Annotated in this window: 10 protein-coding genes; 7 read left to right on the plus strand and 3 right to left on the minus strand. The window is 49.2% G+C overall.

What is annotated here, in order from left to right; all coding sequences use genetic code 11:
- Window positions 1-248 precede the first annotated feature (248 nt).
- The 3 genes from ACFVYJ_RS02350 (at window position 249) to ACFVYJ_RS02360 (ending at window position 2,345) form a co-directional block, all read left to right on the plus strand.
- Window positions 249-770, plus strand: coding sequence for a hypothetical protein (locus tag ACFVYJ_RS02350; RefSeq protein WP_419415507.1), 522 nt, complete (start codon window positions 249-251; stop codon window positions 768-770).
- Between the two features lie 70 nt (window positions 771-840).
- Window positions 841-1,731: a DUF4394 domain-containing protein gene (locus ACFVYJ_RS02355; protein WP_419415506.1), complete on the plus strand. Its 891-nt coding sequence runs from the start codon at window positions 841-843 to the stop codon at window positions 1,729-1,731.
- Window positions 1,728-2,345, plus strand: coding sequence for a methylamine utilization protein (locus tag ACFVYJ_RS02360; protein WP_419415505.1), 618 nt, complete (start codon window positions 1,728-1,730; stop codon window positions 2,343-2,345). Before ACFVYJ_RS02355 ends, ACFVYJ_RS02360 begins: the two co-directional genes overlap by 4 nt.
- A gap of 64 nt (window positions 2,346-2,409) precedes the next feature.
- On the opposite strand, the gene ACFVYJ_RS02365 is transcribed toward ACFVYJ_RS02360, so the two are convergent.
- The 3 genes from ACFVYJ_RS02365 to ACFVYJ_RS02375 all read right to left on the minus strand — a co-directional run bounded on the left by ACFVYJ_RS02365 (window position 2,410) and on the right by ACFVYJ_RS02375 (window position 6,423).
- Window positions 2,410-3,597 (minus strand): acetyl-CoA C-acyltransferase family protein, encoded by a 1,188-nt coding sequence (locus ACFVYJ_RS02365; protein ID WP_419415504.1) that lies wholly within the window; start codon window positions 3,595-3,597, stop codon window positions 2,410-2,412.
- 182 nt (window positions 3,598-3,779) lie between these two features.
- Window positions 3,780-5,294 carry a hypothetical protein gene (locus ACFVYJ_RS02370; RefSeq protein ID WP_419415503.1) on the minus strand — a complete coding sequence of 505 codons (1,515 nt, stop codon included), beginning with the start codon at window positions 5,292-5,294 and terminating at the stop codon, window positions 3,780-3,782.
- Window positions 5,295-5,454: 160 nt separating this feature from the next.
- Window positions 5,455-6,423 (minus strand): GGDEF domain-containing protein, encoded by a 969-nt coding sequence (locus ACFVYJ_RS02375; RefSeq protein WP_419415502.1) that lies wholly within the window; start codon window positions 6,421-6,423, stop codon window positions 5,455-5,457.
- A 208-nt stretch (window positions 6,424-6,631) separates the two neighbouring features.
- Between ACFVYJ_RS02375 and ACFVYJ_RS02380 the strand changes: the two genes are divergently transcribed.
- From ACFVYJ_RS02380 to ACFVYJ_RS02395, 4 genes are all read left to right on the plus strand, one after another.
- Entirely contained in the window at window positions 6,632-7,558 is a 927-nt protein-coding gene (locus ACFVYJ_RS02380) for a substrate-binding domain-containing protein (protein ID WP_419415501.1), read from the plus strand.
- Window positions 7,551-10,523: a PAS domain-containing protein gene (locus ACFVYJ_RS02385; RefSeq protein WP_419415500.1), complete on the plus strand. Its 2,973-nt coding sequence runs from the start codon at window positions 7,551-7,553 to the stop codon at window positions 10,521-10,523. The genes ACFVYJ_RS02380 and ACFVYJ_RS02385 overlap by 8 nt, the downstream gene beginning before the upstream one ends.
- Entirely contained in the window at window positions 10,520-13,300 is a 2,781-nt protein-coding gene (locus ACFVYJ_RS02390; protein WP_419415499.1) for an EAL domain-containing protein, read from the plus strand. Before ACFVYJ_RS02385 ends, ACFVYJ_RS02390 begins: the two co-directional genes overlap by 4 nt.
- 453 nt (window positions 13,301-13,753) lie before the next feature.
- Window positions 13,754-16,309 (plus strand): sensor domain-containing protein, encoded by a 2,556-nt coding sequence (locus ACFVYJ_RS02395; protein WP_419415498.1) that lies wholly within the window; start codon window positions 13,754-13,756, stop codon window positions 16,307-16,309.
- Window positions 16,310-16,327: the final 18 nt, after the last annotated feature.

Consider the following 16,327-nt stretch of genomic DNA (forward strand, 5'->3'; position numbering starts at 1 on the left):
AGCGTAAGTGAACGGTAGTTCAGATTCGTTGCCAGACTTGGTCGTTAGCAGGTTGTAGTTTGCATCCGGGTTGGTGACTAGCAACCCCTTGCGGTTGAGCATCTGGCAATATCGACCAATAGATTCAGTGTTAGGTTGTCTAGCGGTTTGAGCTTTCGGATAGGCGCATTTAAAATCAGTGCTTAAGTAGGGTTTCGCGCGGATTGCTTATACTTTAGATTTAAGAAAAATTCCTAGATTTAGAGACTATGTCAAAATTACAGATTGTCGGTTCAGCTACGTTACGCAAATCTCGCAGTGGACTCAAAATGGTTCCACAAACCCGCTGGCCCGACCAATATGCCCGACCTAATTTTCAGGCATGGCTTAAAAACGATAAGAATTTTGACCGTGATCTGCTGATTCTGCTGATGAACTTTTTTAAATTTACCAATGCTGAAATTGGCCAGCTGATGGATTTGAGTGAGCCGGAAATGTCAGGGGTGATTAACCGGGTTAAATTGCGATTGTTTGGGCGTGAATATCAGCCTTCCTCGTTTGTTGCTGATTGGTATAAGTCGCATCTCTCTGTAAATGATTCGTCTCAGGTTGCCGCATTGCTGCAAAAAATGTACTTGCAAGCGGAAACCGATGCACCAGAAGTCCGTGCTATTTTCTATGCTCTGACCACCTATGGTGGTGAGAATATTCTCACCCAGCAATTGGCAGACTATGTGTTGACAAAAGTATCTGAACGGGTGGGGGAACATACGCTTAAGGCATACGAGTGAAACGGCTAACAATGCCTGCACAAACGATACTTTGCACAATTTTTCTCTAAATAATAATAGGGGTTAAACCATGAACTTAATCGAAGCTTTGACGTGCCGTGGTTTGCGCAGTGTTATTTCAGTCGGTGCGTTAGTGTTATCCGGTTCAGCTGTTGCAGAAATGAAAATGCCTACTTCAGTCTGGGCGTTAACGGGTGATGACACCCTGGTGAATGTTAATCCGGCAATGCCTGCTGATGTAAAACACACAGTGGCGTTAACTGGTCTGGTGTCAGGCGATGAGATTGTTGGTATTGATTATCGCGTGGCCCGAGGTGATATGTATGCGTTGGCCAATACAGGCCGTATCTACATGATTGATACGCAAAGCGGTGTTGCGAGCTTAATCGAGGGTTCCAGTCCGGTGAGTTATCTTTCCGGTGGTCTGTATGGTTTTGATTTCAACCCGGCGGCTGATAAGTTGCGTGTTGTCGGTGCAGGTAATCTGAACTTGCGGCTGCACCCTGATACCGGTGCAATTATCGACTTTGATAAAAAAACCGATGGCCTGCAAACCGATCCTAAACTGGCTTTCGATGCGCAAGATGCCAATGCAGGACAGATGCCAGATATCGTAGCGGCGGCATACACCTATAATTCTGATGATGAAAAACTCACTACCAATTTCGCCATTGATCGCACCCGTGATGTGCTGGTGATGCAAGGCACTAAAGAAGGGGTTAAGCCCTCGGTATCACCGAACCTGGGTGTGTTGTATACCATCGGTGCATTGGGGCAGGGTGATGTTATCGATGCCACCATGGATATTTCAGATATTGATAACGTTGCACTGGGTACTCTGACGTTAAGCAATGGCGCAGCGCCTGTGCTGGTTCAGTTTGATCTGGCAACCGGTGAGGCGACAGCCATGGGTAATATAGGCTCAGTCAGCTCGGTGAAGGCATTCGCCATTGAGCCATGATGCAGGCTGATAAGTTTTGTACACGACTGAGTAACGGGTTACTCGGTACGCTTCTTGGCTGTATTAGCGCTGCTGCTTTTAGTGCCAACCTTGATGTAGAGGTCAAGGACACTGCACGGCTCCCGTTAAGTGGTGCCGTGGTTTATCTTAAAGCCAAGAATGCACCGTTGTTAAAGCCGATGCAGCAGGTTGCGATTAGCCAGCAGGGTAAGCAATTTGTCCCGCAAATGCAGGTTGTGACCACGGGCACTGCCATCGAGTTTCCCAATCGGGATTCGTTCCGACACCATGTATATTCTTTTTCAGCGCCAAAGCCCTTTGAACTAAAGCTCTACGTTGGTAAGCCCAAAGCGCCTATTGTGTTCGATAAACCGGGTGTGGTGGTCTTAGGGTGCAATATTCATGATCACATGATTGGCTGGGTTGTCGTGCTGGATACGCCAATATTTACACGCTCTGATGAAAACGGGTTAGCCCAATTTAAGGACCTAAAGCCCGGTGAGTATTCCTTGCATGTATGGCATCAGGATCAGCTTTTTGGCAGGTCGACGTTCCAGCTTAAGATGCAGCTGGAACAGCAAAATCAGAAAGTGACGTTGATTATGAATGAATAAAAAAGGCTTCATTTGGCAATAAAAAAGCGCTCTTAAGAGCGCTTTTTTTGGTTTGAGTGCCTGATTACAGGCGCTCAAAGATCACGGCGATACCCTGACCACCACCGATACACATGGTGACCAGTGCATATTTGCCTTCAATCCGCTGCAGTTCGTAAAGTGCTTTGGTCGCAATGAATGCACCGCTACAACCAACAGGATGACCCAGTGCAATCGCGCCACCGTTAGGGTTGGTTTTTGCCATATCCAGGCCCAGGCCTTTGGCAACCGCAATCGCCTGTGCAGCAAATGCTTCGTTTGATTCAACCACGTCCATATCAGCAATGCTGAGGCCCGCGCGCTCCAGTGCGGCTTTCGAGGCCGGGATAGGGCCTTCACCCATAATCTCATTAGGTACACCGGCCAGCGCATAAGACACAATACGGGCAATGGGTTTATGGCCATCACGTTTCGCGGCTTCTGCTGAGGCAAGCACTAGGTAAGCTGCACCATCGTTAATACCAGAGGCGTTACCCGCAGTTACGGTGCCATCCTTTTTAAATGCAGGACGCATTTTGCCGAGCGTATCGACAGTGGTTTCAGGTTTCACATGCTCGTCTGTATCAACAATCTTCTCGCCTTTACGGGATTTGATTGAGATTGGCACAATCTGTTCTTTAAAGCGGCCTTCTTCCATTGCCACGGTAGCACGACGGTGAGATTCAGCGGCCAGGGCATCCTGTTCGTCACGACTGATGTCCCACTTCTCTGCTAGATTTTCGGCAGTTACACCCATATGGCCCACACCGAATGGGTCGGTAAGGGTGGCGACCATCATATCAACCATATTGCTGTCACCCATACGAGCGCCACTGCGCATTGCCGGTGACATGTAACCGGCACGTGACATCACTTCTACACCGCCACCGATACCATATTCATAATCACCCAGCATGATGGTTTGAGCAGTAGAGACGACAGCTTGCAGGCCAGAACTACACAGGCGGTTTACAGCCATAGCAACAGAATCCAGCGGCAGGCCTGCCTGGATTGAAGCAACACGGGCAACATACGCAAAGCGGGAATCGGTAGGAATACAGTGACCAGAGGTGACAAAACGAATCAGTTCTGGGTTTACACCACTACGTTCAATAACGGATTTCATGACCTGTCCGGCCAGTTCAGATGGCTCTACCTGGCTCAAACCGCCGCCAAAAGAACCAATAGGCGAGCGGCCGGCGCTGAGTACTACTACATCATTAACGTTTTGCATCTGTTGCTCCTGGGTTGTTCGGTCGTCAAAGATAGTAATCATTAACCTATATGGCACAGCTGGCAATCAGCAAAATGGTTAATAACCCTGCAAAAAACCATGTTTTTCGCCATATATGGGTAATAAATCGTTATAAATAAAAAAGCCCCGCTATTAGCGGGGCCTGTTTCATCTGATTGCGGTTATGGCGCGGGGCAATCTGTTGGGTAAACCGTCACGCCAGCAAGACCATCCGTGGTGTAACCGGGCTGGTTTAGTGGTGCAGATTTGGCCATATTGAACAGGCAAGCGGCAGTGGTGCCACTCAGCTTTGGTCCTGCCATACCCGGTGTGGTGGAGTAACCCCAGGAATTGACAGAAATGATGGGGCCAAAGCCAGAGGCATCGATTGGTTGTACCCAGGGACCGCCGGACGCGCCGCCGGACAGGCCGCATGAAGGCAGCCACCAGTTGGCTGTACCTTCAGTCGTCATATCCTCTGCGCAGTACATAAAGAAGGGGTCATCACTGTAAGAGTAACCCAGTGCATGAGTGTAGTCTGTTGTCTCGGCACCCGCTGTACCATCATCTATGACCGGTGCAGTAAATTGGACAGGTAGCGCGATGACTGCAGTATCCAGCGCATCACTTGATGCGCTGCTACCTTGGTGCGCGCCGCTATCATCGATCACGTAGTAGGCGTAATCCCATGGGATGTTGTCTGGGAAGGTTCTGTTAGTCCACTCTTCATCGACCACGCCGAAGCTTGGCGCCCAGCAACCGATAGGGTCGTTACTACAATCTCTGTCGGTACCCGACCCGGTGGTGTCATTTTGATTGGGTATAAACAGTACGTTTCGGGCAAAAGCCTTATTGGCGTCGTCATAGACACAGTGTGCAGCGGTAATCACAATACTACGACCGCTGGTGGCATCATCGACTACTGTGCCTGAGCAGACATAACCTGCCCAACGGCGCAATTTGCGATTGGTTGGCATCTCAAAGTAGATCCGGCCGGCGGCTTCCTTAACAACAGTGCCACCATCCCAGCCGGCATTGACCACAACATCAGAACCTGTGCCGCCGGTATCGCCACCAGTGTCACCCCCGGTATCACCGCCAGTGCCGCCACCATTGGTATCGACTGTGAATGGCACTGCAGCAGTGGTGTAGGTGTTACCACCACGAGACGCGGTGTCTTTGGCTGTTACCTGCCAGCTCCATGCACCGTCAGCAAAGCCGGAAAGTGGCAGTGACCAGGTATCGTTCCCGGTGAAAGTCGGCGTAAAAGATTGGCTTTGGGTGCCGTTTGGATAATTGATGATAAAGGCAACGGATCTGATCCCTGCATTATCGGTCACCTTGGCGGTAAAAACTGACTCGCCGCCAATGACGGAACCCTCGGATGGAGACATCTCAGAGATATCAGGTGCTTCGGTATCTTGTGTGCCGGAGGGTTTCCCCATGGCACTAATATCCAGTGGCTGACCATAAGGGTGCAGACGGCCGTCGGGTTTTCTTAGGAACCCCTGGCCGTTTTGACCAATCACCAGGTCACGGGGAATGGCCTGTGCGCGGCGTTCCTGGGTCCAGTGTTTCATTACCTGAGCTTTGTCGGGATGAACACTCGGTGTTGCAGCGGCGGGAAGTGAAACCAGCGTGCTGCTTGTCAGTGTAACCGTAAGCAGCATAGAGCGAACTAGCGTGTCAGGGGTCATGACCAGGTCCGTAGGTTAATGTGTTTTTATTTTAGCGTGATTAACAGTATTTCGACAGGATGTTTAAAATTTGAACAATAGTAACGACTGAAGACGAAACGTTGGCGCTATCGGCTGCTATACGCTGCGGATTATCTGGGTCATATGGGGGCCGTAATGGCTAAAACAGCTCGACATCTGAGTCGGCCTGTATTTTCTCGCTGTACGCAAGAAAGGTGACTTGATTACGGCCGTTGCTCTTCGATTTATATAGCGCTTCATCCGCAATTTCGATCATATTGTTGATGGCAGCATGGGTGGTAACTTCAGTACAGCCAAGAGAGACAGTCACTTTCCCGGAGGGGAAATCATACTGTTCAACGCACGATCTGAATCGTTCCAGTGCCAGCAGTAAACCATTTCGGTCGGTTTGGTTGATGATGGCCAAGAACTCTTCGCCACCATATCTGAACAGGAAATCTGAATGTCTGAATTGCTGCTTCATCAGGTTGGCGAAATGAATTAACACTTCATCGCCATACAGATGGCCGTAGGTGTCATTGACCTTTTTAAAGTGGTCGATATCAAACAATACCAGCCAAGAGCTCAGTGTGCTGGATGGTTTAGTTTTATAAAAGTCGATCACCTGGCGCAGAGTGTGATCCAGTGTTTGCCGGTTGTGCAGCAATGTCAGGGGGTCTCGCTCTTTAGCATCAAATAACCTGACCTGGCGGTCAAAAATAAGCCCGAGGCCACGAATCACCTCAGCATCAAACTCACTGACCTCACCCTGAGCCAGCACCAGCTTTTCTGGCGCGGTATCTTCATGCAGGTAAATAATGATGAAGGGTTTGTTTGCAAAACAGGCAAACGAAACCCCGTGGCTGCCCTGAAACGCGATGGTGTTGATAATGCTTTGGTTATGATCAACATAGTGTTCATCCAAAGACATTGGAAAGCGGCGGATTAAAAGATCTGGATCGGTATTCCGTTTTTCTTTCCGCGCTAGAATCTCATACGAGTGGACAGAATTGACGCCATCAAATTGCAGCAACAGCTCGACCAAGCCTTTGGTCAGGTCATAATAGGTTTGAGACTCAAGCAGAGATGCCGATAACGAGAATGCGGTATGTAAGTCTTTGAACTTCATATATAAGCTCTGGTGGAGATATACGACTGCAAGGCTTTGTTGTTATTTTAACTTAACTGTTCCGTCAGTCACTCTAACTAACTGCTAGGATTTTTACTAAAACTTTTACGTTTTTATTGATTCTGTTCTTTTTCCACAACGACTGGTACTGCGTTTGCCTGATAAAGCCTATACATCGACGTCAAAACTGCTCATGCGGATTTTTGCGATGATCATAACTTGTGTTATTGCCAACACGTCTTATGCCGCAAGAATTGCCTATATCTCGCCGGATCTATCAATCCCATTCTGGCAGTCTATGGCCGAAGGTCTGCAATTGCAGGCGCAGGCAAGTGGCCATGAGGTCTTGCTGTTCGACTCACAAAACAGTGCCAGGCTGGAGCTGGAAAATACGGTTCAGGCGCTCAGGTCGGAACTGGCCGCATTAGTGATTTCCCCCACCACGTCTTCTACCGCTGTGACATTACTCAGGCTGGCAAAAAATGCAGGGGTACCGGTTGTCATTGCCGATATTGGCACTGAACAGGGTGAATACCTGAGTTTCATTAAATCAGGCAATTATCAGGGCGGTTATACTTTAGGCACGATTCTGGCGGATGCCATGCATGCAAGCAATATTGCTGCAGGGCGGGTGGGGGTGATTGCGATTCCGCAAACTCGACTCAACGGCAGAGAACGTACCGCAGGATTTGTTCAGGCTTTGAAATATGCCGATATTAAAATGGCAGGCATCCGCCAGCAGAAAACATTTTCTTACAATGAAACATACCGTTATGCCAAAGAATTAATACGGAATTTTGCTGATTTGCGTGCCCTGTGGCTACAGGGCGGAAAACATTACAAGGCAGTCTTGCAGGCAGTAGAAGAGAGCGGTCGCAGAGAGAAAATCCTGTTAATCTGTTTTGATGCGCTGCCGGAGTTTCTGCCATTGATCGCGGACGGAACGCTACTGGCTAGCGCATTGCAACAGCCTAAGCTAATGGGCGAAACAGCCGTCAGAGTGATTGATGATTATTTGCGCGGCGTGCCAGTGTCAGCTGAAATTGAAGTCCCGGTGTTGACGATCACCACTGACAACCTCAATCAGATAAAGGATAACTTGTTGGAAAATGCGCCGAGCGTAGATCATGACTAAACAGCGTGAACGTATGCACAAGCGGCCGTCACTACTATCCCACCTTGGTCTCTTTACGGCGGCTACTGTCATCCTGGTTTTTGCCCTGCATAGCGTGCTGCAATACTCTTTGCAACGCGAAGCAATTATAGAGCAGATGACAGAAGCAACGGCCGAGGCATTAAACCGTCTGGTGATTAATATCAGTCCATTGGTATCGGCATATGCGGTCAATGACTACCAGAAACTGTTGCTAACCGAGACGGGTAGTAAGTTCCATCAAGCACTTGTTGTAAAAGATAACCTGATGGCAGAAATCACGGGGCAGGATGAATTCGTGACCGGCAAGTTGCGCTTGCCAGACCAGTCGGTGGTTGATTATGACCCTGAGAGCCTGCTGCATCAGACGTTGTTACAAACGGCGTTCATGCAAACAAGCCAGCCTCTGGTGGGTGAGCATGGCCAGTCTCTAGGCCAGATAATTATTTACAACAGTGATGCCCAGATGAAAAGCCAGTTGAGCACGGCGTTGTATAGCACGCTGTTGATCAGCGGCCTGGCTGCATTATTTCTTATTTCGATGTTGCTGGGTCTGGTTAGCCGAATATTGGTCGAACCGGTTAACCAGCTTGCTCATCACTTAGGTGAGCAGGATAACGACGGTATACCACTGTCACCGTTACCCGACTTCCGCTATCAAGAAACCTCATTACTTAGTGCGACCCTGAATCGCATGATATCCCTGGTGAGTGATTCCCGGCTCAAACTGGAGCGTGAAGCTGAGCGCTTTGAAAATGTCTTAGAAGCCACCCGGGTGGGTATCTGGGAATGGAATATACAAACTGGCGCCACGTATTTTAATGAACGCTGGGCAGAAATTATCGGTTACCGGCTGCAGGAGTTGGAGCCGATCAACATCGATACATGGTTGAACCTTGCTCACCCCGATGATCTGGCAGAATCCACTGCCGCATTGGAGCGACACTTCTCTGGTGATGCACCGTATTATGAAATAGAGGCCCGTATGAAACACCGTGCTGGCCATTGGGTATGGGTGCTGGATCGAGGCAAAGTTACCTCCTGGACTGAGGATGGCAAGCCTCTGTTAATGCAGGGTACGCATCAAGATGTTACCCGTCGCAAACAGGCCTCGCAGGCGCTAACGGACAGTTTGTCACGTTATCAACGGCTGTCTGAATCGTCACCGTCCGGCGTTTGGCAAATTGATGCAGATGGTAAATTTATCTACCTTAGCCCGCGCTGGATGCAGATCAGTGGTTATCGCCGCGATAAACTGGGTACTGACTGGGCCGCGCTGATTCATCCTGAAGACCGTCCGGCGGTGATGAAGGCTTGGCTGACCGCTCAGCAGACATGTGCTTTTTTCCGTGCTGAATTTCGTTTTGCAGAACCTGAAGCGATGCCGGTGTGGGTCATCTGCCTGGCTAATCCTGAAATGGATATGGAGGGTGTTGTTACTGGCTGGATCGGCACCATTACCGATATTACGGCGCTAAAGCGCACCGCTTCGCAGCTTGAGCTTGCCAGCCAGCAGGCTGAAGCTGCCAATATTGCCAAAAGCCGTTTTTTGGCAACCATGTCTCATGAGTTGCGCACGCCATTAAACGGTATTCTGGGCATGGCGCAATTACTACAGGATAACAACCTACAGCCCCAGCAACGAGCTGATTATGCCAGAACCATCATTCACTCGGGTCAATCCTTACTCGCACTCTTAAATGACATCCTCGATCTGTCTAAGGTTGAAGCAGGCAAAATGCAGCTTGAACAGGGTGCGTTATTGCCGGCAGAAATTATGGAGGAGTGTCAGCGGCTGTTTTTAGAGTCTGCACATGATAAAGGTTTAACCCTAAACGTGTTTAATCAGATACCCGCGCAGCAAGCCTACTTGGGTGACGCGCATCGCTTACGTCAGATGCTGACTAACCTGGTAAACAATGCCATTAAATTTACCCGGCAGGGTGGAGTTGAACTGAGCTGTGCTGAGGTTAGCCGGGATGAAAATGTTGCGGTGCTTGAGTTTGCGGTTAAGGACACCGGTATCGGTATACCGACTGAGAAACAGCGCAATATTTTCAACCCCTTTATTCAGGCGGATGATTCAACCACCCGGCTGTTTGGTGGTTCAGGTTTGGGGTTGTCTATTGTCAGCAGCCTGGCTGAACTGATGCAGGGTGAAGTCGGTGTCGAGAGTGAAGAGAACAAAGGCTCCCGTTTCTGGTTTCGGGTGCAGGCTCGCTTGTCAGATCAAACACTGCCCAAATCTTCTGGTCTAGACCCTGTCAATATCGCTGATCAGCCTTTACAGGGGCAGGTGCTGATTGTTGAAGATGTTGAGGTAAACCGCGATATTGCCGCCGCGCTGCTGGACAGAATTGGCTTGCAGTGTCAGTGGGTTGGTAACGGACGACTGGCTGTGCAGCAGATAACTGAAACTGACGCGAGGTTTGATCTGGTGCTGATGGACCTGCATATGCCTGAATTGGACGGTATCGAAGCGACTAAGGCGATACGCGCTTGGGAACAAACGAACGATCTTCCAGCCATCCCGATACTGGCAATGACGGCAGATGTTTTTCCAGAAGAACAACGGGCTTGTTATGCTGCGGGTATGAACAACATCATTACCAAACCGGTCATGCTACAGGATTTATACAGTGTTCTGGCCACTTGGCTGCCGACTGCTGAAAACGCGTCATCAGCAACAGCCATGCCGGCTGATGTTGTGAAATGTTCGCCGGATGAGTTGTTGCCTGCCATCGATCTGTTAATCGCGCAGTTGGAGCAGGGAGCTTTTATCGCGTTAGATTCCTTTGCAACCCTGAAACAGATGGCTGAAGGATATGCCGCTGCTGAGGTATTAACTGAAACGGGCAAGCTGGTGGATGCATTTCGGTTCGAAGATGCGTTGGAACGTTTACAAACAGTGCGTCAGTTATTGCTGTCTGAGGTTGATCGCGCATGAGCCAAACCCGATCAAAAGTCCTGATGGTTGATGATAATCCGACCAATCTGCGCATGTTGGGTCGGGCTCTGGCCAATGAGTTCGATCTGTATATTGCTAATTCTGGCTTAAAAGGCCTGCTGCTCGCGGCTGAAATGGAACCGGATATCATTCTGCTGGATATCATGATGCCTGAGCTGGATGGTTATGAAGTATGCCGTCGACTTAAGGCGGATGACAGCCTGAAGCATATACCTGTGGTGTTTGTGACCGCGCTGAGTGATATTCAGGAAGAAGCAAAAGGGCTTGAACTGGGGGCTGTGGATTACCTGACCAAACCGGTCAATGTGAATATCGCACGGAGCCGGATCCATAACCTGGTGCAGATGGAGCGTTTACGCAAGGACGTTGCCAGCAGCGAAGCTCAATTCAGAAGCTTTTTTGAGCAAAATAATTCGGTGATGTTACTGCTCGATCCTGATACGGGTCAGGTTGTGGCCTCTAACCATTCTGCGCAGCTGTTTTATGGCTATGACACAGAACGCATGACAGGTCTAAGTCTTATCGGCTTGACGGTATTTACTAAAGATTCTGAACAGGCCGCTTTGCTTGCCATGCTGAGTGAGCAGCGCCGAAGCACGGTTCAGCAACGCCTGCATGATGGCGCAGTACGTGATGTTGAGCTATATACCACACCGGTGGAGATGCAAGGGCGTACACTGATCTTTACCATCGTGCATGACATTACCGAAAAGCAACAGGCTGCGGCTAAGCTCAAACTGGCCGCCAGTGTTTTTGACCATGCCCGGGAAGGCATCATGATTTTTGATGCTGCCGGTGTCATCCTTGATGTCAACGATGCCTTTACCTACATCACCGGTTACCGTCATGACGAAGCCGTGGGTCAAAGCAGTCGGCTGTTGAGATCCGGTGAGCATGGCAAAGAGTTTTATGAGCAGCTATGGCAAACCTTGCTGCAGGATGGACACTGGTCCGGCGAGATTTGGAACCGGCGCAGCAATGGTGAAATATATGCTGAACTGCGCACCATCAGCGCGATACATAACGCGCAGGGGGAGGTAGATAACTATGTCTCGTTGTTCACTGATATCACCCAGCTGAAAAAACAGCAGCAACAACTGGAGCATATTGCGCATTATGATGCCCTGACCGGATTGCCAAACCGGGTACTGCTCAATGACCGTTTACGCCACGCTATGATTCAGGATGCCCGCCGTGGCGAGCATGTTGCCGTGCTGTTCCTCGACCTGGATGGTTTTAAAGAGGTCAACGATACTTACGGTCACAAGGTGGGTGATTTACTCTTGATGAGCCTGGCCTATCGGATGAAAAATGTTCTGCGCGACAGCGATACCATTGCCCGGCTCGGGGGTGATGAGTTTGTTGCTGTCATGATGGATCTGCCCGAGCCCGACAGTTGCTTACCTCTGCTGCAGCGGTTACTCAATGCCGTGTCTGAAAATATTAATATTGGCGGTAATACCCTCCAGGTATCTGCCAGTATTGGGGTTACTTTTTATCCGCAAGCAGAAGAAGTGGATGCCGACCAGCTGCTGCGCCAGGCCGATCAGGCCATGTATCAGGCAGAACTGTCAGGTAAAAACCGCTACTGTCTATTTGACGCCGAGCAGGACCGACACCTTCGCGGCCGGCACCGCAATATTGAACGTATCCGGCAGGGGATTGCCGCGGCTGAATTTCAGCTTTATTACCAACCGAAAGTGAATATGCGCACGGGTGAAGTGATTGGTGTTGAAGCGTTGCTGCGTTGGCAGCACCCAGAACTCGGAATACTTTCACCAGACAGTTTTCTGCCTGATATAGAGGATCATCTGGCGATTATTGAACTGGGTGAGTGGACGCTGAAACAGGCACTGCAACAAGTGAGAACCTGGCAAAGCCAGCAACTCAACCTGCCAGTCAGTGTCAATATCGCGGCTTACCACCTGCAGCAGTCAAATTTTGTCGAACAGCTCCGCACCTTAATGGCCGAGTTCTCTGATGTCTGTCCTGCCATGCTCGAACTTGAGGTTCTGGAGACTAGCGCGCTGGAGAATATTAGTCATGCGTCACAGGTGATACGTGATTGCCGTCGCTTGGGCATATTAGTCTCCCTGGATGATTTTGGTACCGGCTATTCGTCACTGTCTTATTTAAAACTGTTACCTGCTGAAATACTGAAAATCGACCGTAGTTTTGTCCGGGACATGTTGGATGATCCAGAAGATCTGGCAATTCTGGAAGGGGTCATGGGGTTATCACGCGCCTTCCGTCGGCAGGTGATTGCAGAAGGCGTCGAAACGGCGGAACAAGGCGAAATGTTGCTGTGGCTGGGGTGTGAACAGGCGCAGGGTTTTGGCATTGCCCGTCCGATGCCTGCAGAGCACATTATAGCCTGGACTAAATCCTGGCAACCCGAGTCGAATTGGTTGGGACAGAAGTCATTGGATCGGCAGTTGATGCCAGCGCTGTTTGGTCTGGTCGAGTACCGATCCTGGTTACAGGCAATCGATAAATACCTGTGTAGTGATCAGGATATTCTTCCTCCGCTTGATCCCCTTCATGACTGGCAGCAGCACGTATTGGGGCATGAGGATGCGCTTGCTGTGATGCCCGCAGCGGTACTCCCCGCATTTGAGCAGTTGTCACGTCGGGCGGCCGGACTGTTGAAGCGTAAAGCTGAATCCGGTGTTCCACTGCCTGATGATGAGTTGGCCTCGCTGCGCAGTGGTCGTGACCTGGTGCTAGAGCGGATCCGTAATTGGGTTACAGATTGATTGCACGATTACATCTGCACCAGATCAACTTTTCTCAGGTTACGTTTACACAGTGTCTGTAGTTGACCTACCTTATATAAGTGTTAACTTAACTATGCTGTAATGGCGCCGGTGTTCCCATGGAATTTTTACTATTCACTTAGTTCAAATTTTGCCTAAATTTAACCTGTTTTTTACATTAAATAAATGTCTATCTTATTGTTGCATAACGTATAAATTGGTTTAACCTTAATTTAAATGTGTATTTTTTCACGCTACAAAATTGTTATCTCGCTAGGCTTTAGATCATTCTTTTGCTAAAGAACCTACGAATAAACCCAAAACGCCTCTGGCTTTCAGAACAATTTGAGATCAAGGCAGCGGTTACAGACATGCTGGTTGCCTGTCGAAACTCGGTAACGCAGAGAAAGTCTTGGACTTGTGCGTAGATTCCCTAAATATCTGTGGCGATATATGACGACCTTTGACCGCAATAAAAACAATGAAAATGGGCAAAGTGAAGCACACAATAGGGATATAGATCAGAACCATTCAAGGATGGATGTCCACACGCCCAATATTGATCAAGCTGCAGAATCGCAGCTGTTTGATGCTGTTGTCGCGTCCGCCAACGATGCCATCATGGTTACGTCTCTGGATAGTGTAGTCAGCAGTTGGAACCCCGCTGCGGCTGAGCTGTTTGGTTACGTCTCTGCTGAGATGACTGGGCAAAGCCTGCGTAAAATTATTCCTGCCGACCTGATTTCAGAGCATCAAGAATTATTACAGAATATGTTGTTGGGTAAGCGTCTGGTGCACCATCGGACTCGCCGTCAGCATAAGGATGGCTCGCAACTACAGGTTGCGATCACCCTGTCGCCCATTGTTAACCCCCATGGTTTGATTGTAGGGGCATCTTACATTGCCCAGGATATTAGTCAGCAGGTAGCGGCCGAAGCGTTGCAGAGTCATTTTCAGTCGATTATCGAAACCTCCGAAGATGCCATTATCAGCAAGTCCATTGATGGCATAGTGCAGAGCTGGAACCAGGCAGCAGAGCGCATGTTTGGTTATAAGGCCGAAGAGATGATTGGCCAGCCAATGCTGAAGATCTTTCCGCCGGAAAGGGCTCATGAAGAAGCGGAAATTCTCGCTAAGCTGGCGGCAGGTAAACGCGTTGAGCACTTTAGAACCCAACGGCAGCATAAGTCAGGTCACCTGGTTGAAGTGTCCGTTACTATCTCCCCAGTGTTCAATGAAGATGGCGGTATTGTCGGGGTATCTACCATCGCCCGTGATGTCACTAAACTGGTGACACAGGAACGTATTACGCGGCAGTTTGAGGTGATCGTTGAGTCGTCTGATGATGCCATCATCAGCAAATCTCTGGATGGCATCGTGCAAAGCTGGAATCCCGGTGCTGAGCGTATGTTTGGTTACAAGACTGAGGAGATGGTGGGGCAGTCAATTATTACGTTGTTTCCCGATGACAAACTCGAAGAGGAGGCGGTGTTTCTTGGTCAGATCATCCAGGGTCGAAAAATCAACCACTTCAGAACCCTTCGATTGCATAAATCTGGCCGTTCGATTCATGTCTCGGTTAGCCTGTCGCCAATATATGAAGATGACAGGGTAGTAGGTATTTCAAAAATCGCCCGGGATATTACGCAGGAAGTGTTTACCCAGGAGCAGATTTGGAAGCAGGCTTATATGGATCAGCTGACGGGGCTGCCTAACCGCCGTCACTTCCTTAAATTAATGGCGCAGCAGATCAATAGCTCGCAAATGAGCAAACACCGCTTCGCGCTATTTTTTATAGATCTGGATAACTTCAAAATTTTCAACGATACCTACGGACATGATTTTGGTGATCAAATTCTTAGTCATGTTTCCGAAGTATTTGATCGCTGTACCCGTGCAACGGATACCGTCGCGCGGCTTGGCGGTGATGAATTTGTCATCATGTTGCCGGGCGTCTTGGACAATTCTGGCCTTGAACGTATTGCTGAAAATATTTTGCGCAACCTTAAAGCGCCTGTTCGTATTGATGAGATTGAGTTGTCACTGTCAGCCAGTATTGGTGTGTCGGTATACCCTGATGATGGTAAAGACTCTAAGGTATTACTGCAGCAGGCTGATCAGGCGATGTATCAGGCTAAGTACCATGGCCGAAATCAGTGTATGTTTTTCCGTAATATTCAAAAGAGCACAAACGTTGATGACCATGAGTTGCTGACTGAATTGGGTATGGCGTTAGAACGCAACGAGTTTTCACTGCATTTTCAACCGATTATTGATGCCGGTACAGTGCGCATCGGTAAAGCAGAGGCCCTGTTACGCTGGACCCACCCTAAACTGGGTATGATCCCGCCCGATGTCTTTATTCCGTTGGCAGAAAGGTACGGTCTGATTAAAAGCATTGGTCGCTGGGTAGTGTCAGAAGCCCTACGGGTGCTGAAACTATGGACCCGTAAATACGGTGATGATTTCCAGATCTCGATTAATAAATCGCCGCTGCAGTTTCTCGATTATCATGAAAGCATCAACCATCTGTATAACAGCTTGCGCAGCTTTGATGTCAGAGGGCGTAACCTGATTGTTGAGGTGACCGAAAGTTTCTTGTTGGATCACTCGGAAATAACCGACAAAATACTGAATGCGTATCAGGAGATGGGGGTTGAGATTGCCATTGATGATTTCGGTACCGGCTACTCGTCATTGGCTTATTTGAACCGTTACTCATTCAGTTATCTGAAAATTGACCGCACATTCATCAACGGCATAACCGAATCGAAACGCGACTTCCAACTCTGCAAGGGTATTGCCATGATTGCCCATGAGTTGGATATGAAAATTGTGGCCGAGGGGGTGGAAACCCGCGACCAGATGCAATTGTTAAACTTGATAGAAACTGACTGTTACCAGGGTTACCTGTTCAGTAAGCCGTTGCCGATTGCTGAGTTTGAAACCTTTATGCAGGAGTTTTCTGCTACTTCAGCCTTGATGCCCGGTTTTGATCCTTGCCTGTAAACCGGGCGCTGCCACAGT

Origin of the sequence: Pontibacter sp. JAM-7 (assembly GCF_048548695.2) — a bacterium.
In the GTDB taxonomy this organism is placed as follows: domain Bacteria; phylum Pseudomonadota; class Gammaproteobacteria; order Pseudomonadales; family Balneatricaceae; genus Neptuniibacter.

Bases quoted from the DNA above. Each gene is read 5' to 3' on its own strand.
- ACFVYJ_RS02375 (WP_419415502.1), bottom strand. From the start codon at position 6,423: ATGAAGTTCAAAGACTTACATACCGCATTCTCGTTATCGGCATCTCTG.
- ACFVYJ_RS02390 (WP_419415499.1), top strand. From the start codon at position 10,520: ATGAGCCAAACCCGATCAAAAGTCCTGATGGTTGATGATAATCCGACC.
- ACFVYJ_RS02355 (WP_419415506.1), top strand. From the start codon at position 841: ATGAACTTAATCGAAGCTTTGACGTGCCGTGGTTTGCGCAGTGTTATT.
- ACFVYJ_RS02395 (WP_419415498.1), top strand. From the start codon at position 13,754: ATGACGACCTTTGACCGCAATAAAAACAATGAAAATGGGCAAAGTGAA.
- ACFVYJ_RS02365 (WP_419415504.1), bottom strand. From the start codon at position 3,597: ATGCAAAACGTTAATGATGTAGTAGTACTCAGCGCCGGCCGCTCGCCT.
- ACFVYJ_RS02350 (WP_419415507.1), top strand. From the start codon at position 249: ATGTCAAAATTACAGATTGTCGGTTCAGCTACGTTACGCAAATCTCGC.
- ACFVYJ_RS02380 (WP_419415501.1), top strand. From the start codon at position 6,632: ATGATCATAACTTGTGTTATTGCCAACACGTCTTATGCCGCAAGAATT.
- ACFVYJ_RS02360 (WP_419415505.1), top strand. From the start codon at position 1,728: ATGATGCAGGCTGATAAGTTTTGTACACGACTGAGTAACGGGTTACTC.
- ACFVYJ_RS02385 (WP_419415500.1), top strand. From the start codon at position 7,551: ATGACTAAACAGCGTGAACGTATGCACAAGCGGCCGTCACTACTATCC.
- ACFVYJ_RS02370 (WP_419415503.1), bottom strand. From the start codon at position 5,294: ATGACCCCTGACACGCTAGTTCGCTCTATGCTGCTTACGGTTACACTG.